The 18,731-nt window shown below is 63.4% G+C and carries 13 protein-coding genes, 1 tRNA gene and 5 pseudogenes; 11 read left to right on the top strand and 8 right to left on the bottom strand.

Annotated elements, in window-relative coordinates; all coding sequences use genetic code 11:
• Positions 1–80: 80 nt before the first annotated feature.
• Positions 81–1,148, bottom strand: a pseudogene (locus tag ACFZBD_RS31405) (IS3 family transposase).
• A 300-nt stretch (positions 1,149–1,448) separates the two neighbouring features.
• A pseudogene (locus ACFZBD_RS31400) lies at positions 1,449–1,622 on the bottom strand (transposase); the annotation flags it as partial.
• 76 nt (positions 1,623–1,698) lie between these two features.
• Between ACFZBD_RS31400 and ACFZBD_RS31395 the strand changes: the two are divergent.
• Positions 1,699–1,947, top strand: a complete 249-nt coding sequence (locus ACFZBD_RS31395) for a helix-turn-helix domain-containing protein (RefSeq protein ID WP_391146282.1) — start codon at positions 1,699–1,701, stop codon at positions 1,945–1,947.
• Here the strand turns inward: ACFZBD_RS31395 and ACFZBD_RS31390 are convergent.
• On the bottom strand, positions 1,862–2,320 hold the full coding sequence (locus ACFZBD_RS31390; protein WP_391146364.1) for a hypothetical protein: 459 nt from the start codon (positions 2,318–2,320) through the stop codon (positions 1,862–1,864). The two genes, ACFZBD_RS31395 and ACFZBD_RS31390, sit on opposite strands and share 86 nt — an antisense overlap.
• Here ACFZBD_RS31390 and ACFZBD_RS31385 point away from each other — a divergent pair.
• The 4 genes from ACFZBD_RS31385 (at position 2,262) to ACFZBD_RS31370 (ending at position 6,689) form a co-directional block, all read left to right on the top strand.
• Positions 2,262–2,621 carry a zinc ribbon domain-containing protein gene (locus tag ACFZBD_RS31385; protein WP_391146354.1) on the top strand — a complete coding sequence of 120 codons (360 nt, stop codon included), beginning with the start codon at positions 2,262–2,264 and terminating at the stop codon, positions 2,619–2,621. The two genes, ACFZBD_RS31390 and ACFZBD_RS31385, sit on opposite strands and share 59 nt — an antisense overlap.
• Before the next feature lie 303 nt (positions 2,622–2,924).
• Positions 2,925–3,566 (top strand): response regulator, encoded by a 642-nt coding sequence (locus ACFZBD_RS31380; RefSeq protein WP_391146279.1) that lies wholly within the window; start codon positions 2,925–2,927, stop codon positions 3,564–3,566.
• Between the two features lie 56 nt (positions 3,567–3,622).
• Positions 3,623–4,921 (top strand): ATP-binding protein, encoded by a 1,299-nt coding sequence (locus ACFZBD_RS31375; RefSeq protein WP_391146276.1) that lies wholly within the window; start codon positions 3,623–3,625, stop codon positions 4,919–4,921.
• Positions 4,922–5,540: 619 nt separating this feature from the next.
• Positions 5,541–6,689: an ATP-binding protein gene (locus ACFZBD_RS31370; protein WP_391146273.1), complete on the top strand. Its 1,149-nt coding sequence runs from the start codon at positions 5,541–5,543 to the stop codon at positions 6,687–6,689.
• 1,561 nt (positions 6,690–8,250) lie between these two features.
• Here ACFZBD_RS31370 and ACFZBD_RS31365 read toward each other — a convergent pair.
• Positions 8,251–8,454 (bottom strand): cell division protein CrgA, encoded by a 204-nt coding sequence (locus tag ACFZBD_RS31365; protein ID WP_391146351.1) that lies wholly within the window; start codon positions 8,452–8,454, stop codon positions 8,251–8,253.
• A gap of 1,191 nt (positions 8,455–9,645) precedes the next feature.
• On the opposite strand from ACFZBD_RS31365, the gene ACFZBD_RS31360 reads away from it, so the two are divergent.
• The 3 genes from ACFZBD_RS31360 (at position 9,646) to ACFZBD_RS31350 (ending at position 11,051) form a co-directional block, all read left to right on the top strand.
• Positions 9,646–9,981, top strand: coding sequence for a histone-like nucleoid-structuring protein Lsr2 (locus ACFZBD_RS31360; protein WP_391146270.1), 336 nt, complete (start codon positions 9,646–9,648; stop codon positions 9,979–9,981).
• Between the two features lie 67 nt (positions 9,982–10,048).
• Positions 10,049–10,132, top strand: a tRNA-Leu gene (locus ACFZBD_RS31355).
• 112 nt (positions 10,133–10,244) lie between these two features.
• Positions 10,245–11,051, top strand: coding sequence for a transposase family protein (locus tag ACFZBD_RS31350; RefSeq protein ID WP_391146267.1), 807 nt, complete (start codon positions 10,245–10,247; stop codon positions 11,049–11,051).
• A gap of 805 nt (positions 11,052–11,856) precedes the next feature.
• On the opposite strand, the gene ACFZBD_RS31345 is transcribed toward ACFZBD_RS31350, so the two are convergent.
• From ACFZBD_RS31345 to ACFZBD_RS31335, 3 genes are all read right to left on the bottom strand, one after another.
• Positions 11,857–12,579 carry a DUF1524 domain-containing protein gene (locus ACFZBD_RS31345; RefSeq protein ID WP_391146266.1) on the bottom strand — a complete coding sequence of 241 codons (723 nt, stop codon included), beginning with the start codon at positions 12,577–12,579 and terminating at the stop codon, positions 11,857–11,859.
• Between the two features lie 517 nt (positions 12,580–13,096).
• Positions 13,097–14,866, bottom strand: coding sequence for a YhgE/Pip family protein (locus tag ACFZBD_RS31340; RefSeq protein ID WP_391146264.1), 1,770 nt, complete (start codon positions 14,864–14,866; stop codon positions 13,097–13,099).
• The gene (locus ACFZBD_RS31335; RefSeq protein WP_391146262.1) at positions 14,863–16,026 is read right to left on the bottom strand and encodes an ATP-binding cassette domain-containing protein; all 1,164 of its coding nucleotides are present in this window, start codon (positions 16,024–16,026) and stop codon (positions 14,863–14,865) included. The genes ACFZBD_RS31340 and ACFZBD_RS31335 overlap by 4 nt, the downstream gene beginning before the upstream one ends.
• 488 nt (positions 16,027–16,514) lie before the next feature.
• Here ACFZBD_RS31335 and ACFZBD_RS31330 point away from each other — a divergent pair.
• The 3 genes and pseudogenes from ACFZBD_RS31330 to ACFZBD_RS31320 all read left to right on the top strand — a co-directional run.
• Positions 16,515–16,712: pseudogene (locus tag ACFZBD_RS31330) on the top strand (transposase); the annotation flags it as partial.
• A gap of 326 nt (positions 16,713–17,038) precedes the next feature.
• A complete protein-coding gene (locus ACFZBD_RS31325) occupies positions 17,039–17,215 on the top strand; it encodes a hypothetical protein (RefSeq protein WP_391146261.1) in 177 nt (58 codons plus the stop codon).
• 563 nt (positions 17,216–17,778) lie between these two features.
• Positions 17,779–17,990: pseudogene (locus ACFZBD_RS31320) on the top strand (IS481 family transposase); the annotation flags it as partial.
• 651 nt (positions 17,991–18,641) lie between these two features.
• Here the strand turns inward: ACFZBD_RS31320 and ACFZBD_RS31315 are convergent.
• Positions 18,642–18,731, bottom strand: a pseudogene (locus ACFZBD_RS31315) (IS5/IS1182 family transposase); the annotation flags it as partial.

Here is an 18,731-nt window from a genome sequence, read left to right as displayed (position 1 = left end):
CCCCGCCAGGATGATGTTCATCACGGAGAGCTGGGGGAAGAAGGAGCCGCGGCGGCCTTGACCCCGGACCTTGAACACGTCTATGCGGCTTGGATCAGGGTAGTTGCTGCTGGTTGGAGGGTGTTCTCGTAGGCGGTCGGGGATCGCTGGCCGAGGCGGGAGTGCCGACGGCGGGTGCTATACCGGGTCAGCCAGCGGAAGGTGTCGAGTCTGGCCGCACGCTCGCTCGACCAGGCTTTGCGGCCTTGGAGCGTTTCCCTTTTGAAGGCAGCTTTGAAGCACTCGGCTGCAGCGTGGTCTGCGCTGGAACCGACCGCGCCCATGCTCTGCCGGACCCCTGCTGGCCTGCAGAATTCCGCGAAGGCCCTACTCGAATATTGAGATTTGTGGTCGGCGATCGCCCGCCCAGCCAGGCGGCGTGAGGCGAGGTCGATGACGGTCGCGAGGTAGAGCGGCTCACCGCGGCTGCGGTGAAATCACGGCCGATCAGATCCGGTGCCTTCGCCGCGGCCTAATCCGCGAGAGTGGTGCGGTGCCGACGGCGCAGACGAACTCCCTCGATTCCGACGGTCCGCATGATCCTGGCGACACGCTTGTGGTTGATCCGTTCGCCCTCGTCACGGAGTTCGGCAGTGATCCCGGGGGCTCCGTAGGTGCCCTCGGATTCCTGGTGGACCTTGCGTATCCGGGCCGCGATCCCGGCCTCGGCGGCCTGGCGGGCCGCTCTCGCGGATGCGGTGCGGCGCCAGTAGTAGAAAGGTCGAGCGGGCCAGGCCGAGGATGTCGCAGAACCGCTTCACGCCGTGACGGCGCTGGTGATCTTCAGCGAACTGGCAGCGGGTCACCAGCGCGTCTCCCTCGCGAAATACCGGGCCGCTTTGCGGAGGATGTCCCGTTCTTCCTCGAGCTAACGAATCCTCTTCCGGGCCGCGGCCAGCTCCTCCTGAACGCCGGAACCATAAGTCTGCACGGCGGCCGGCGGCACGGGGTGGGCGCCGGATCGGCGCCCGTCGGCGGCCCGGATCCAGTTCCGCAGCGTTTCGGTGCTCACCCCGAGATCACCGGCGACCGACTTGATCGTCGCTCCCGGCCCCGACCAACGCGACCGCGTCCGCCTCGAACTCGGCGGGATAGTGCTTCATCCCCACGGAAACTCCGTTCTCCTGGACCATCAAGATCCAAGTCTTTCCGGTGTCCAAGATCCGGAGTCAGGCCCCGAGACCGCCTGGCCCTGGGTCGGCACCTTCACCCCACGCTGGCGACGGCGTGGCGCGCCGCCCGTCGCCCCATGAAGCCGGGCGCTACCACCCGGACGATGACGGGTAGGAGAAGACTCCGAGGAACCGTGGAAGCCCGTCGAAGCCGGCAGCGATATGCGGAGATCCCATTCGACACCAGTCGCGCACAAACGGGAAGAATCGGTTCTCAGGACTGCTGTGACCCGCAGGTCACAGCGGGCGATTCTGCTGCTCGATGTACTGACGGACGATCGACAGCGGGGCCCCGCCGGCCGACCCGGCGAAGTACGAGCCGGACCACAGATGTTGCGCCCGCCAGTAGTGCCGGACAAGTTCCGGGTTCTCCCGGCGGAGCCTGCGGGAGCTGACGCCGTTGAGAGAGTTGAAGGACGAAAGTGCAGTGCCTGCCAGTCCGGATGTTCTCATACTCAGCCGTAAACCACTGTTTACGCTGATCGGCATGCAGCTCAGGTATTCCTTCCGGATTTACCCGAACGGTCCGCAGCGCTCCGAGCCGGCCACGGCGTTCGGGTGCTCACGGTTGTCTATGACGATGCGCTCCGCGCCCGTGAGACCGCCCGCGCCGGGGCAAGGCGTTCCTGGAGGCAGGGGATCAGTCGAAGCTACTGATCACCGAGGCGAAGAAAACCGGGGAACGGGCCTGGCTCGGCGAGGTGTCCGCCGTCGTTCTCAAACAGTCTCTCCATGACCTGGATACCGCCTACCCGAACTTCTTCGACGGCTCGAAGGGGCAAGAGCCCGCGCATGGGCGCGCCCCGCTTCAAGTCCCGCAAGGGCAGCCAGCAGGCCGTACGGTTCACCGCGAACGCCCGGTTGACGATCACGGCCGGCAAAGAGCTGTCGTTGCCGAAGATCGGAGACGTGCGGGTCAGAAGGTCCCGTGCACTGCCGTCCGCGCCGCCACGGTAACCGTGATCAAGGATGCGGCCGACGAAGCTGATCTGCGCACACCAAGCGGTCGCAGTGGAAAACCTGGTGGTCAGGAGACTCGCCCGCACGCGCATGGCCTCGTCTGTCCGCGACGCCGGATGGTCGGCGTTCACGGCGATGCTGGAGTACAAGGCAGCCTGGTACGGACGCACCTTCATACGCATCGGCGGCTTCGAGCCCGCATCTCAGGTGTGCTCGCCTTGCGGCGTCAAGAACGGCCCCAAGCCCCTCGGCGTCCGTCTCTGGCAGTGCCAGGCGTGCGATGCGCGGCTGGACTGGGACATCAATGCGGCGGTCAACGTCGCCATGGCCGCAGGACTTGCGGTATGGGCCTGTCGAGCGAAGGTAAGACCGGACCTGTCCCGGCCTAACGGGAAGAAGCGGGAACCACCGAGACGGTCAGACGGCCGTGGAAGGAATCCCCACCCTTAGGGAGGGGAGCGGAAGTCAATGCAGCCGCAACTGAGCGGCACTGCTTCGCAGGGGCCTCCCGAGACCTGGATTCGCCGGGTTCGGCTCCACTGCCGACGCAGCAAGTGCGGCAACGCCGGCAATCGGAGGAGGGCCGTCGTCCACAAGATTCAGCCGATCGGCGACAGATTCTCTGCCATCTGTAAGAGAAGATGGCCCCTCCGGAGGGACCAGGCCTGACTGCGTAGCACATAGGCAGGCCAACGAAGAGGTCTGGAGCTCGCTCCGTGTGTGCAAACCGGAGGCTGTTTGAAGGGAGTCGGAGTGGAAGAAGGACAGAGCAAGCTGCGGATACTGGTGGGGGACGACCATCCTGTCTATCGTGACGGCATCGTCCGGCTTTTCGGTCCCATTGCTAATGTCATCGCGCAGGTGGCGAACGGAAGGGATGCGCTGGGTGTGATTCGCACGCAGAAACCAGACGTCGCTGTTCTCGACTATCGGATGCCTCATCTCGACGGGGCGCAAGTCGCTAGCGTGGTACATAGGGAAGAACTTCCAACGCGGGTAGTCATTTTGTCTGCATTCGATGACAGCGCTATGGTTTACCGGGCCATGCAGGATGGAGTGGCTGGGTATCTCACAAAAGATTCATCTGCGCAGCGCATAGTGGACACCGTATTTGCCTGTGCGCGGGGTGAAACGGTGCTTCCCGAGGACCTGACCTCTGGGCTCGTTCAGGAGATACGGCAGCGCGCGGATCAGACGATGCCGGCATTGACCGAGAGGGAACGCGAAGTCCTAAGCATGATCGCGAACGGAAACTCGGTTCCTCAGATTTCGCGAGCGATCTTCCTTGCTCCGACCACCATTAAGTCTCACGTGCAGCGGGTTTACGAAAAGCTAGGGGTTTCCACTCGTGGCGCTGCTGTGGCGGAAGCTATGCGGCGGGGATTGCTAGAGTAAGAACAGACCTGTAGCACCCGGTGGAAGAAGCAGAACTACAGGAAGACTAATTTCCCGTGCATTCCTCCCTGACGGCACGAGGCCATCTGGAATACTGCTACGCAGCCTCAGCGCAACGGCTTCAGTACGTACTTAGGCTCGCCTTTCTTGCGGCGTTGGTTATTACAGCTACCGGCGAGCCGACGTCGAGTCTGCTGCCCCGCTATGGAGTGTTGCTGATCTACGCAATAGCTATTGTCGCAGCTTCGGCCATCTGGCATCGTAGCGGGCCCCGAGTTCGTTCTACGATGGCCTGGTGTCTGGGGATTACGGATGTGGTTGTAATCATAGCCCTGCAGAAGTTGTGCAATGGGTCGCTGTTGTTAGTAGTCGCCCTCTTTCTGTTTCCCATACTGACGGCGTTTCAGGCGCGCCCTGCATTGACCTCAGCGACCATTGGTCTTGGGTCCTTCATGTATGGTGGAGCGGCGGTATTGGATCCGGATTTATTTCTCACCGTTGACACTGCACGAGCCGTCGCAATTGCGGTTCTCTTTTGCCTCGTTAGTGTTTGCTGTATTATGCACTCCGTGGCGCACTCCAGGCACATTGCCTGCATTGCTCAGCTTCTCGCTGACAGGTCCTTTCTGCTTGCTGAGGTAATCTCGGCCGAAGAGCGAGAGCGGGCCAAATTAGCAGAATTCATACACGATGGCCCCTTGCAATCCGTGTTGGCTGCGCGTTTTGCGTTGGAGCAAGCCACCCCTGATACCTGTGACGAAACAATGCACCGGACGAGCGTGGAACTCCTGGCTGTGGCACGGCAGTTACGGCGTACGACAGGGCAGCTATATCCCGAGGTGCTTAAGGAAGTTGGACTGGTGGAGGCGATCCGTTCACTTCTTCGCACGATGCACGAGCGAACTCAGATCGATTACCAGTTCAATGTGGAGTACACGCGGCGGAGACCTCTCGAGCCGTTAGTCTTCGCCGCCGCCCGTGAGCTGATTGAAAACATTGCGCGCCATTCGAGTGCTACACGTGCCTGGGTCTCACTGACTGAGCGCACCGACTCTCTTGAGCTCACCGTTACCGACAATGGGATTGGTACAGACGCCAAGCAGCTGCACCAACGCCTCGCTGAAGGGCATATCGGGTTGGCTTCGTTGCGTGTCCGAGTTGAGGCAGCAGGCGGGATCCTGGAGTACCTGCAAGCGCCGGTAAGCCCAGGCACACGAGTGCGTGTGACATTGCCACTTTCATTTGCAACGGCACAAGCCCTGGAAAGGCCGAGCTGCTCTCGGCGACTGAGGGCGCTTCTCAAGCGCAGGGATGCGCCGGAAAACACTGCCAAGTCTCTCCACCGGCACCTCTGATACCAAAGGTGACATCCGTGGCCATGGTTCTCCGGGGACAGGCCTGAGGTGAGCTTCCAGCCGCAGGCGCCGGCTGCTCGCTCTCCGTGCCGCATCAAGATTTGCTTCGAAGCGACCCATCCCGGCGATGTTGTCTGCTCCGCATATGGGCTCCTGCGAAGGCACGAGAGTGGCAGCCGGCCGGTCACTGTCTTGTTCCCCTCGCCTGTCGGCTGACCGGACTATCGCCACCCGTACTGCCCTGATAGACGATACGAGGGTGTTCCGTGATCTACGAACACGACAACCGTGGAACCCTACGAGACAGCTGCTGGTATTGAGGGCATATCCCTAAATTATCGTGGTAACCGCGCATATGATCACGCCGGTACAGTCAAAGCTCGCATGTTGGCGGGCGGAGGATTCTAAACGGGCAGACAAAATCCCCGATCTGGAGTGACGCTATACCAGCGCTTGCACGCCCTCTCAAAAATACTCGAGTTCACTTCGTATAGGCCCTGAAGTAGAAATGAATCACACTCCCCCGTCTGTTCCTCGCCCTACCTCAGCAGTCGGCTCGGTCTTCCGGATGTACGCATACCGAGCCGCTGGGGCTCAAGCAGTATTCCGCCTTCTCCTCGTGATCCTTGTGATCCTGGAGGCAGTCCTTTTGGCGCAGGACACCATACATACGTCAACAATAGCGATTGCGGTAGCGTACACGCTCTGGGTATGCGTGATGGGGTGTATGGTTTGGCGGCGCAAGATGCTGCACCCTAAACCCTGCCTGCTCATTGTTGATTTGCTGGCTTTGACCCTTCTTTTGATTTCTGCGGGAAGGTTTACTGAGACCGATATCGCTACTTCCCTGTTGAGTGATGCCTACTTCCTTATTCCGGTTCTGGCGGTATTGCAGGTTAAGCCATGGATAACCGCATGTATCTCCGTCACTACAGCGGTGGCCTACGGTTGCGCTGCTGCTCTGACGGACGCTCCCTTGGACTGGCCTAACGCCCTTGCGGGAATGCTCATTCTCCTGATTCTCGGAGTTGGTTGCGTGCTGCTGTCGTGGCTGCAACGCTCGCGAACTCGAACTATCGCAAATTTGGCAAAGGATAGGGCGCGGTTGCTTAGTGATGCTCTGACCATAGAGGACCGCGAACGACAATGGCTTGCTGACACGTTGCATGACGGAGCTCTCCAATCAGTACTTGCCGCGCGGCAAGACTTTAGCGAGGTTCGTGCGGTATGCAGTGGCCAGGATCTGCAATCGGCATGCGCGAGGATTGAGAGCACCTTGCTGGATGTCGTTCACCAGCTCCGCGCGACTGCCGCAGGTCTGCATCCAACCGTGCTGGAGGATTTAGGTCTGACCGAGGCGTTGCGAGCCGTCGGCGAGTCAATGGCGCAGCGAGCGAATCTCGGTATTCGATATAGCTTCGATTGTGCGCCGAATACACTTACGGCCGAGCATCAGAAGCTTCTTTTCGGAGCAGCCCGTGAGTTCCTAGTGAATGCGGCAAAACACGCCAAGGCAAGCAAAGTTGTAGTCACGTTGTTCTGTGACGAGCAGATGGTGCGGCTGACCGTTGTTGATGATGGTGCGGGCGTTCTTCCGGAAGGGCTTCGCCATGGACTGGCCGAAGGCCACCTGGGTCTCGCGGCTCAACGGGTCCGGATCGAATCCGTCGATGGCTGTTTGAAGGTAGCGTCTCCGGATACGGGTGAGGGGGGAACTATCGCCTCTGTTACTCTGCCGCGAACTCTTCCCAACGCTTCGCCAATGTAACGCAGGTGTGAATATGGAAGCTTCTTGGAGCGGATGAAACACTTCCTGGATGTTGTGCCCCCGTTCCCTCAGTGCTTGAAGTATGCACTTAACCTGCACGGACCGAGGGTTTCAACCAGACGCAGGCCAGGACGGACCGTTCTGCTGTACATGCGGGAAGAGCGGGTGCAGGGCCTTTCGCAAAGCGTGTCAGGCGCTGTAGGTGATGCTCAAGAGCTCAGCGGAAATGAGGCAAAAAGGTTTGCTCAGCGACGACGACAGCGATCCGGGGTGGGAGATGAGTTGTCCTGCCCCCGGGGCTGACGCAAAATCAGCAGCTGATTTTTGTGTGGGGAGGGCATGGAACGTCCAGGAGGGAATCTCGGCTGCGTGAGGCGACCTTGGCCGCCTCTGCACAGCGGAGCTCCGGTAAACCGTCAGTCTGTCATGCCGGTGCCTATGACGGAGCCGGGGTCTCGGCTGCGCCGCGGCAGTACTGCTGTTGGGGCGGCTCGCGCGGTGGCAGGGTCCGCGTCTTCCGCGTCTGCGGTGGTGTCTCTCCGTTGCCGGGGGCGCTGTGAGCGAGGTCGGTACCCGGTGGCGCAGGGCGGCCCGCGGTCCGGGCACGGGCACGGGCACGGGCGGGGTCGCGGGCGCATGGGGTGTGCCGGCACTGGCTCAGAGCGCGGCGGGTGCTGACGGTGGGGCGGCTCGGTGGTCTGAAAGCAGTGATGCGGGCTGGGGGAGTCGCGCCGGAGACGACCGCGGTCGGCCGGCCGCGGGGACGGGATGGGGGTTCGCTCACTCCGGTCGGCGCGATGGCGCAGAACGGGACTCTGGCGGCCCCACTGAAGGTGTCCGGCAAGAGCAGCGGGATCCTGGCGCTAGCGGTGGCGAATCTTCGCGGGCGGGAATGACCACTGGCGCGCTGCATACCCGTGCCGGCACAGTGAAGGCGCTGCCGGAGGAGATAGGCGCGCATTTCGCTGTCACCGTGAAACGGAACCCAGCGGCCGCTGCGGGAGGGAACGCCCGGCCTGCCCCCAGGACGACGGTGACCGCACTGCAGGGAATCAGGGGGAGGGGCCCGGCCGACTGAAGGGCACGGGCGATCCGTGCGGGTGGACGGACAGGGAGTCCGGCCCCGTCAGACAGGTCGCCCGGATCACCCGGTGCCGAGCCGGATGCCGCACGGGCAAGCGCATCCGCGAGACGGTCTGCGTGATCAGCCGCCTGCCCGCCCGGGAGGCGCCCCCCGGAGCGTGCCGGGCGTTACGCGAGGGCTTCTGCGTCATGGAGAACGAAATCCACGACGTGCGGGATGTAACCTGCAGCGAAAATTTTCACGCATCCGGACCGGCTACGGACCTAGCGCCAGGCATTATGATTTATCGCTGGAACTACGTCGGTAGTACCGGCCCCTCCATCGGCGACGCACAACGACTGAAAGCGCTCAACTCCGCACCGCGCCCCTCGGTCACGCCGGCTGCGTGATCGATCGACGGAACTCGCGGCTATGAGCTCAGACGTTCATGTTCAACCGCATAGCGGACCGAGCTGACCTGCTTGCCGCGCGCAGAAGTTATTTTTGCCGAGATGCAATAACAAGTGATGTGACGATCAGGGATATTCCTGCTACCAGGTTCCACTTCTCCCACGCTGGTATAGGGAACGACCCTCCAGTCACATAGTAGACGGATATCCAAGCAATGCCCAGGAGGCCTGCCATCGATGCGATGCAAGCAGCCCACGGGAAATCTGACCGAAGTGATACTTTAGAGCACATTTCCTTGTCTAATCTCTTCTGTTGCTGGTCCTTCGTACTGCAGTCTAAAGAGCCGCTCTTTACTATCGGATCCATCAATCGGCCCGACGGTGCAGCCTTTCAGAGGGCCAAGGAGGGGATGCCGCTGTCCCCCCATCGGCGTGTTTCGCTGGGAGATGGCAGACCGGAGTTCTCCTGGCAGCGGCATTCCTCCCAGCCGTGCAGCCCTCTCTTCTTCGCTACGAGCGCCTGGTGAACGAGCTGTCGCCCAGCTGCCCGGCGCATCCTGAGACGGACATGATGCTCAACCAACTGAAGCAGCCGGATCATCAAGGGCGTCCGTGCCCTCCTAGCTGCGGGGATGCAGGTCGAGTGGGTGGTTGCGGTTGCAGCCCCGGTAGGCTGGATCTGGTGGTGGCAGTGGGGGCGCTGATGGGCACAGGCGTCCGCGCGGGTAGGGCCTGTTGGGTGAGGCAGGCCGGACGATGACGTGGGCATGGGATGAACGTGCAGGTCATCGCCCCCCCGGGGCGATACGCGCCCGTGGTTGTTGCCGTCCGTTGCCTGACCTGACCGCGGCGCGTGTGGGGCAACGTCCGGCCTGCCTCGCCCAGCGGGAAGTTGGAGCCGCATCTTGACGTTTGGCGGCCGGCCCCTCCAGGTTGGTGATCTGCCCCTCCGACTTCTGCGGCTTGCAGCATCCTCACGGCCGCATCAAGGCACATCCGCTGCGGGACGATGTCGGCCTTGATCGGCAGAGGCGAAGCTGCATCGACGACATCAGCTCTCGAATCCGTGCACGGCCACTGCGATCCGGACAAGCAGCGCCATGAGTGTGTCAGGGGACTGGCAATCCTGCACCGTCGTGTGCCCAGGAAGACTCGATCACAAGTCAGCCATGATCGCGAATAGCCCGCTGGAACAAGGAGGCAGCTGCTGTAACCGCGCGGACCCGGAACCGCAGGAGATGCACCTGCAGGAGCGTTCGGGGCACCGAGCTGATCTCATCCTATTTGTGGGCATCATCTGCGCCCGACCGCGGTGCGTTCCTGGCCACGGGCGTCCATAACACACACAATTGATAGGAGCTGGAGCAGCAGTGTCTCCGCACGCGCCTGCTGGGGCGCTATGGTGCAATGGTTGGAAGGACTTCGCCGACATGCTCGCGAACACCAGTGTTTGATAGATTGCAGACATCGAGGAGGCTCAACTATGGCAAAGCGCGTGGTCACGCTGTTCACCGATGACATCACCGGCTCCGAGGAGGAGGATGTTACGAACCACAGGTTCAGTATCGACGGCATCATGTATGAGATCGATCTTGGTCATGACAGTTATCAACAGCTGCTGGACGCGCTAGGCCCATTCATCCGATCGGGACGCAAGACGAGCAGTTCTCCGCGCGGCTCGGCTAGGAAGCGGTCGGCGCCCGATGGGCGCCTGGATGCTGGTCGTGTCCGGGCCTGGGCGCAGGAGCAGGGCATCGAAGTCAGTGCGCGAGGCAGGATCCCCAAGGAACTGCAGGAGAAGTACGAGGCTGTACACTGAGTGCACGCAGGCTAACCTTGCGTTCGCTTGTATCCACACCGCGCTGACGCCAGTGTCAGCGCCTTCAGGGAGTGTGGCGGAACTGGCAGACGCCCCGGATTCAAGTCCCGGTGCCCATTGCGGCGTGAGGGTTCGAGTCCCTCCACTCCTACAGATGCCGAAGAAGCGGCCTGGAACTCACTGAACCCCTTTGATCCTGTGCTGGCGGGTGAATTGGGCTGGTCAGAGGGCGTGGTGACGAGAAAAGGCCCCTCGTCGTTGGCGTGGTGATTCCACTCAGCACACCGGCGACCGGAGGGGCCCTGTTGGTTCCGTATCCAGCCACGCTGGACGTCCCGCATGAGCTCGTCGAGCAAGTTGCCTGGCTGCTGTACAAGCACCGCCGCGCTCGCAGCACCCGCTGGCGGAAGCTCGGCTGCTTCGACCAGGCACTGCTCACGCTGGTCCACCTACGCAAGAACGAGACGTTTGCCCAGCTCGGCGCCGGGTTCGCGATATCGCAGGCCACCGCCTGGCGCTACGTGGACGAGGCCCTGGAGGTGCTGGCTTCCTGGGCACCAGGCCTCCACGAAGCCCTCACCGGCCTCGGTGAGGGCGACCACGTCATCGTTGACGGCACACTGATCCCCACCGAGCGCGTCCGCGCCGATCAGCCGTACTACTCGCAGAAACACAAGAAGCACGGCATGAACGTGCAGGTCATCGCCCGCCCGGACGGCACACCCCTGTGGTTCTCCCGCGCGACACCCGGCCGCACACATGACCTGACCTCGGCCCGCGCCCACGGCATCGTTCAGGCCTGCCTGACCCGGCAGATCCTCGTCCTCGCGGACCGCGCCTACCAGGGCGCCGGCGCCACCTTCCGCACCCCGTACTACCACCACAGCGAACAGCCCGAGCGCTACCAGCAGTTCAACCGCGACCACGCTCGACTCCAAGCACCCGGCGAACGCGCCTTCGCCCGACTCAAGTCCTGGCACATCATGCGCAGAGCACGCTCCTCCCCCCGCCGAACCAGCCGCACCGTCCAAGCCATCCACGTACTACTGACCTGCGACTATTCAGGATGAAAGAGGCTCACTCAGGGCGTGTTCGGAAATGGCGGGGCCGGCGCGGACACCCGCACCGCCAGCGACGACTTCGGAGGGCAAGTTCGGACGACGGGGCCGAACGGAGCGGCATGTCCGGGCTTGGTCTACGCCGATGCTGCAACCATCCCAGCGTGAATACTATGCAGGCCGTGCCGGGAAACCGAGCCCGTGACGGCGGTCGCCCCAGAACCGATGGGCGACCACTGGGGCATCCTGCGACTGCGGGCCTGTCATTTGGCGATGGCGCGAAGAGTCCGGCAGTTCGCGCATATAAGACAGTCTCGGCCACGCGGACGAGAACGGCGTAGGACGTAACTCCCACTCGCATGCACGGCACTGCTCATGCCGCAACCATCCTCACCCCGTGGCGCGCCCTACCGGGGGAGGCGGTCACCGCCACGGTGCCGCAGGATTTCGCTGAAGTACAGTACCCGTGGTGAAGACCCTCATCCCCGGTGGGATAGTGACCAGGCGCGCTGCCGCGCCCATGATCTGACCGCGGTCGGTGCCCACGGCATCGTCCAGGCTGCGGTCCCGATCCTGGCAGACCGCGCGTCCCAGGCAGCCGGCGCACCGGCCGCACCACTACCCGATCCAGCCGCAGCGCAACAAGGACTGCAACCGCGATCACACCCTCATCCGTCGACCCGGCGAACGCGCTTCGCCCAGCTTGAAATCCCGGCGCATCTACGGCAGGCACGATGCTCCCTCCGCCAACCGTGTCAAGATGTTCATCGGAGCTATCTGCGCTCTTCTGACCTGTGGGTATGCACATGAGACGGGTTCAAGTGCCAGCTCGTCTTGTCATCCACACAGCCAACAATGCGCCGCACCCCGCTAGCAGGACGACCGCCACCACCGACTTAGTGCCGGTGCGTCCTGTGTGGGCAAGGTACGCAGCCGCCGAAGGCAACGGCCCCGGGTCCCCGCTGGGTGCCGCGGCGGAGCCAGCGACGGGGCATTCCCTGGCTGCCGCAACCAGCGCATTCCTTTCCGCCACATCTACAGACAGGCCGTACCTTTGCTTAACCGAAGTCCATTGGCGCACATACTCGCACCGGTATACCGCGGCAGGCGGTGCCCACTCAGCAGGGTCGCTGTCGCCCTTCTGCCTGTTCAGTGAGGCGGTTACGGCGTTGAGTACGTCAGGGTGAGCGGTATCGTTGGCGAACGCTTGCCGTTTCGCGGCATCCCAGGAATGAGCGCCTGACGCCCAAGCTTCTGCGAGCGGGACCGTGTGATCCACTTCTACCTGGGCTGCATCAATGTGCGTAATCCCGTCCCAGGGGGAAAGCCACTCACCCGACACAACTTTTCCCGCAGCGTCCTTAATGACTGGCGTACGGCTTTCTTGCGTCAGGACGGTGGGACGCGTCGCTCCGCTGTCGTACGCGAACGCGTTCCTGGCGTATCCCGCCCCCGCTTCGGCTGTCACCTGTAGGCTCTCGGCCGCTGCCACCCAGCCATCCTCGGCGTGTGCCTCGATGGCAGCGCTAATTACGCTCATCACGCTGCATGCTGTGACGACAGCCGTGACTCGAAATACTCGCATCCCCGAATAGTGACCGTAGGGCGGCCGCGTGCCACGTCACCCCGCCGGAAAAGACTCTACAGCCCCTCCATCGGAGTCTGCGTGGTATGGGTTGCGCAGTGGCGGACGTCTCCGGTGGTGGGGTGCAGCTGCCCTCCCTGCCCTGCTTGCCTCAGGCCCCTGGGAACTTCCTCGGCCGGCCGCCGCTGTCCTTCGGATACATCAAGCCGAATTCATCCGCATGACAACATGGTGGATCAGGTCCCGGACCGGGTCGTCGCTGGTGAGCGACGCCTTTGCTGTCCGCGCCGCGGCATGCCCTGCGCGGACTGCCGCACCTCCTCAGCCTACGGCCACCGACCCGGTGCAACGGCGGATGATCGGCAGCAGCCGTCGCCACTTGTCATCATCGGTCTCACGGACCCGAACTCGCTGGCCACTCAGCCAGAACGGCGCATATCCACGGGGCCGACTTTGCCTGACCCGGCTCTCGCTATTGGGATCGGGGATGCAGAGGGTGAAGGGTGGCGGGGGTATGGGTGCGGCGTTGGCGGAGCGCAAGGGCAGTGAGCGTGAGGGCGGTGAGGGTGAGGACGGCAAGGACGATGGCCGCCTGCCAAAGGGTGCTGGGCGGTCCGCCGGTGATGGTAGTCCGGGTGGCTCGGATGGTGTGGGTGAGGGGAGCGTAAGGGTGGAGGACCTCGAAGAGAGGAGGGCTGGTCTGTGGGGGATAGAGAGCTCCGCTGGCAGCGGCCTGGAGTGCGATGAGAAGTGCGTAGAGAGCTTCACCAGCGGTGCCGAGAAGGGCTTTGAGGGTGTGGGCCGTGGCGGCGGCGGCGAGGGCGGTCAGGGCGAGCACGGCGAGGGTGATCCATGGGCGCTGGGCGTCGAGGGTAAGGAAGGCCTCGGCGAGGAGGTAGGTGGTGAGGGTGGTGAGGGTGGTGAGGACAGCGAGTGGCAGGAGGCCAGCGGTGGAGGTGGTCAGGGGGCTGAGGGTGCCGGTGAGGGCGCGAGGGTTGTAGGGGCGTAGGAATTGCAGGGCGGTCAGGGCGGTCAGTGAGGCGGTGAGGGTGAGGGCGGCGGGGGCGAGGCCACGGCCTGTAGTGCGGGATGGGTTGAGAATGGTGTGTTCAGTGGTGAGGGGCTGCTGTAGATCTCGGCTGGTGCTGTTGATGCCTGTGGCGGCTGGGAAGGTGCGGCTGACGTCTTCGAATTGTGATTTGAGCTGGCTCAGCTGCGTGGTGAGTGTTTGGCTGGTCTGGGGAAGTCCGGTGAGCTGGGTGAGCAGTGTGTTGGTTTGGTCCGTGGCGCTCTGGAGCTGGGTGGTGAGGGAGCTGACATCGTTTTGAGCGAGCTTGGCGGAGGTGGCTGCGTCCGCGGTGTTCTGGGTGGTGAGGGCGGGGTCGTTGCTGGTGTCCTGGGCGCGCTGGGCGGCTGCGGTGGTGTCGTTGATTTGCCATGTCATCTTGGCGCCCGCGGTGCCAAGCTGCTGCAGAGTGGCTGTGAGCTGAGTGAGGGTAGCGGTGGCCTGGGTGAGGCGCTGGGTTAGCTGGTCGAGGCTGGTGACGGCTGGCTGTGCTGGCGCTGGCGCTGGTGCTGGTGCTGGTGCTGGTGCTGGTGCTGATGCTGGTGCCTGGGGCGGGGGCGGGCTGGCGGTGGCCGGTGGGGTGGTGAGTGCCTGAGCTGATCGTGTCAGCTGTTCGATCTTCTGGCGCAGTCCGTTCCATTCTGTGGTGATGTTGCGAGCGAGGTAATTGAGGACGATGGTCTGGGCCTGCTCCCGGACTTGGTTCATCTCCTCAGCGGCGAGGGAGCTGGACATGAAGCCGTTGGCGTCGTTGGTGCGCAGCTTGAGAACCGGCGGGGGAGAGGGCTTTGCCAGCGAGCGGGCGATGTTCTGGGAGAAGCCTTCGGGGATGATGATGGTGAAGTAGACCGAGCCGCTGCGCAGACGGCGTTCGGCGTCCTGGCGGGTGGTGAACTGCCAGTCGTAGGCCCGGGTTGCCTTCAGTTCGGTCACCAGTGCCTGGCCTGCGTTGACCTTCTGGGCTGGTTCTGTAGAGGAGGCCGGGATGGTGGCGGGGGTGTCTTCATTGACGACGGCGGCAGGGACGTTTTCCAGGCGGGCTTCTGGGTCCCATAGGGACGCAAGGAGGATCAGGACGATGGCCAGGGGTACGCCTGCGATGAGCAGGGGTACGAACTGCAGACGGGGTCCCCGGAAACGCTGCAGTTCGGTCCAGGCCAGGCGGGCAAGCCTCATGGCGCGTGTCCTTCCTGGCATGGCCGGCCCGGCTGCTGCCCCTCGTCGGGGCCTGACGGGGGTGAGGAGCCGACCGGGCCGCCGAGCGGGTCCAGTGCGGTGGGCTGCGGGGCGGCCTGCTCACTGGTCCCAGGGCCGGGCGCTTCGGGCGGTTGGTCCTCTGCACCAGGGGCGTCGGCGGGTTTTGTCTCGGATGCGTTTGCCGGGGCGGTGTCGTCGGCTGAGCCCTGTCCCACCGCTTGCCCGCCTGCGGTGGCGGTGTCATCGGCCAGATCCGCTGTGCGGGCTCGGCTGTCAGCTGAGGAAATGGCAACGTCGGAAGGCCCGGGGGTGCTGGCGGGCCTGCCTTTTGTGGAGGGCGGCCGGAATTTGACCCCGGTACCCCGGCGCAGCGGGGGGCTGCCCGGAGATGTTGCGGGGGGAACGCTTGTGCGGTGGCCCGACGGGCTGGTGCGCCGCGACGGTTCTTTGCCACGTGCTGCAGGACGACTGCCGCCCTCACCCTCGGCGGCGCCGGTTTCACTTGGACTGCCGTCGGCGTGGTTGCTTTCGCTGTCGCAGTTCGCGGCGCCCGAAATTTTTGCTGGAAACGAGTGCCGGCGGGTGTGGCTTAGCGGGATAGTGACGTCCGCGCCGTGGTCTTGCACGGCGGTGGCGATGACGGTACGTCCAGTGTCAGTGATGGTGCGCAGGGCTTGCCAGATGCGCGCAGTTGCGCTCGGGTCGAGGCCGAGGTCGATGTCGTCGATGATGAGGCCGTCGCGCTTCTCCGCAAGGGCCAGAGCGAGGCACAGCAGGGTGGCATCCGCCGTGCTGATGTCGCTCAGCAGGGTGCGCGCTGGCGGCACGTCGAGGCTGAGCAGAGCGCAGGCGTCCCATACGGCTTGAGGGGTGACGGTGCGGCCGGCTGTGGCGCGGCGTTCGCTGATGAGCTCCTCAATTTGAAGGTGGTCATCAAGGTCGACGGCGGGGCGGGCGCGGGCGACGCTGAAGCGGCTCTGGAGCTGGCGCACGGGGTGCGAGGCGGTGGTCCCGGGGACATAGACACTGCCCGTGGCAAGCTTGAACCGGCCGGCGAGGGCGAGCATGAGCGAGGTCTTCCCCGACCGGGGCGGGCCGGTGATGACGGCCAACTGGGAAGCGGCGATCGAGGCGTTCACAGACATGAACACCATTCCAGCCCGGCCGCAGGCGCTGATCCCGTCTGCTTCGACGGCCACTCCGGGCATATGGCGGGCCCACTTTCACTAACGAGTCGGGTCAAAGAGTCGGGCGTCGGCATCCCGGCTCAAACGGCTGCAGCGCAACTCAGCGGCCATCATGTTATGTACACAAAAGCTCGGAATTATGCATGATTCTGTAGCGGGTGTCGCCTCAGCTGAGCCGAATGGCTCGCTGTTGCCGCCCTCCCGCCGGCCCTGCTGGCAGGATGCCCTGCCCGGCCGCACCATTGGCGCTGGGGGAGCTGCGGACGCGTACTGTGATTTCTGGGTTCTCATCAGGTAGCAGCGAGCGGGTCATGACCTCCGCGGTACGCGATATCCCGGGCAATCCCGGTGGGTAGCGATGGAGATGCCGCAATCCACACCGACCGGAAGACCCCCTAAGGTGCCTCGAGGTTTCCGGACAGGGACCCAATAGGATCCTTGTGACAGGAAACGAGGTACCAGTGTCACCACCGAGCAAGTACTCGCCGGAGTTCCGTGAGGAAACCGTCCAGATCGCGTTGAGGTCTGGCACGACCGTCACCGAGGTAGCCCGGGAGCTCGACCTCAATCCAGAAATTCTTCGCGGCTCTGTGAAGAAGCATAAGAACCAGCAGAAACCGTCAGCCGATGCGGAACTGACGGTGACTGAGCGGGCACACTTGAGGGAGCTTGAGCGGCGTAATCGCGAGCTGGAGATGAAGAACAGCTTCCTGAAAAAGCCGCAGCGTACTTCGCGAAGGATCACCGATAAGCGAGAAGTTCGAGTTTATCGATCAGATGAGACTCGACACGGCGGAGTGCGCGTACCTCATCGACTTCATGTGCATCAGACTCGACGTCTCCCGCTCCGGATACTGCGGGTGGCGCTGCAAACCGGATTCCGCGACGACCGCCCGCCGGGGAAAACTCAGATTCTCGCTGCGAAAGCATTTGAGGATCCGACAGCGCCTACGGCTACCGGCGCGTGCACGCACAGCTGTGCCGCTGGGGCGTACGGGCCGGGCCGGAGCTGGTCCGGCAGCTCATGCGGGAGCTCCGCCTCGTGCCCTGCCAGCCCAAGCCGAAGCGGTTCAGCCTGACCAAGGCCGGCCTGCCGTCTTCCGTGCATGACCTTGTCGGCCGCAACTTCACCGCAGATTAATCCCGGAGAGAAGCTGGTCGGGGATATAACGTATATCCCTACCGGCCAAGGCTGGACTTTTCTGGCGACCGTTATCGACTGCTGCACCAGGGAAGTTGGCGGATGCGCCATAGACGACGACTGCCAGACAGCGGTGATATCCCGGGCGATCAACAATGCGCCCGCGATCGCAAATTGGTCAAGAAGATCATCTAGTAATTACATGTCGGCCGAGTACGGCAAGACCCTCGACCGTCTCAACCTTCGACGCTCCGCCGGCCGAACGGGTATCTGTTATGACAATGCCATTGGCCGAATCGTTCTTCGGTGCCCTGAAGAACGACGAGTAAGCCGCATCACCTACAGCACCCGCGAGGAGGCCAAACAGGACATCACGAGGTACATCGAATTCTGGTACAATCGCAAACGGATTACTCGGCACGGATAACTGACGCCGCATGAGGCATATCTTGGACGCTGCAGCATGCGGATTGCGGCGTAATTTCAAACGCATGGCAGCTGTCCAGAAACTTCGCAGCTCCTCACCCTAACCATTTCAAGATTCCTCAGCCGAGACCTGCCTGATCAGCAAGGTCCGTCTCCTGCGCCTATGGGGGACCGGCCTGCATCGCCCACCTCTGGGCCTGGTGCCCTCAGTTGTGCACCGTGTTCTGGCCGGTTCGGCCTGGCCTCACGCACCCTGGACCGAGCCACCGGCCAGAACATACGCCGCTGCGAACACGACAGGCCCGGCGAGCTGGTGCACGTGGACATCAAGAAGCTCGGCAGCATCCCGGGCCTTGACCCTTGATCCTGTACACACGAGATACTGGATCTTGAGGATCTGAAGACGGACATCTCGTGGTCATGAAGAACTATCCGCCGCAGTTCAAGGCGGTCGCGGTCGCGCTGTACCAGTCGCGGTCTTTGCGGAGGGCCGCGAAGTGTTTCGCAGGGGAGACGCGCTGGAGAACCGCTGCCAGTTCGTCGAGGACCACCAGCGCCGATACGGCGTCAAGCGGTTGTGCCGGATCCTGGGGATCGCCCGCTCGAGCTTCTACTACTGGCGGGCCTCAGCTCCTGCCGAGGCTGCCCGGCAGGCCGCGGACGCGACACTTTGCCGCGCGTCTTCGCCAGGTCCACCTGGACTCGGACGGGACTTACGGTGTTCTGAGGATCACTGCCGAGCTGCGCGACGGCAGTCAGACGCCGGTGATCACAAGCGCGCCGCGCGCCTGATGCGGTCCATCGGCCTGGCAGGCCGGAGACTCCGGCGTCGGCACCGCACCACGGCCCCGGATCCGGCCGCCGTGAAGGTTCCGGACCTGGTCGGCCGGGACTTCAGCGCCGACGTCCTGAACAGCAAGTACATCACCCAGCCTCACCGGCGCGGTCATGCACACTGATCACGGATCGCAGTACGTGAGTCGGGCATTTAGACTGTGTCCTATGTGGTGAGGCGGACCAGTCGCTTGTAGCAGCAGAGGGCTGCGGCAAGGCCGAGGAAGGCCAGGTAGTTGCGGGGGTGGCGTTCGTA

This window comes from Streptomyces sp. NPDC008121 (assembly GCF_042957155.1).
Taxonomy (GTDB): domain Bacteria; phylum Actinomycetota; class Actinomycetes; order Streptomycetales; family Streptomycetaceae; genus Streptomyces.
This window is presented reverse-complemented; position numbering and strand designations above follow the sequence as displayed.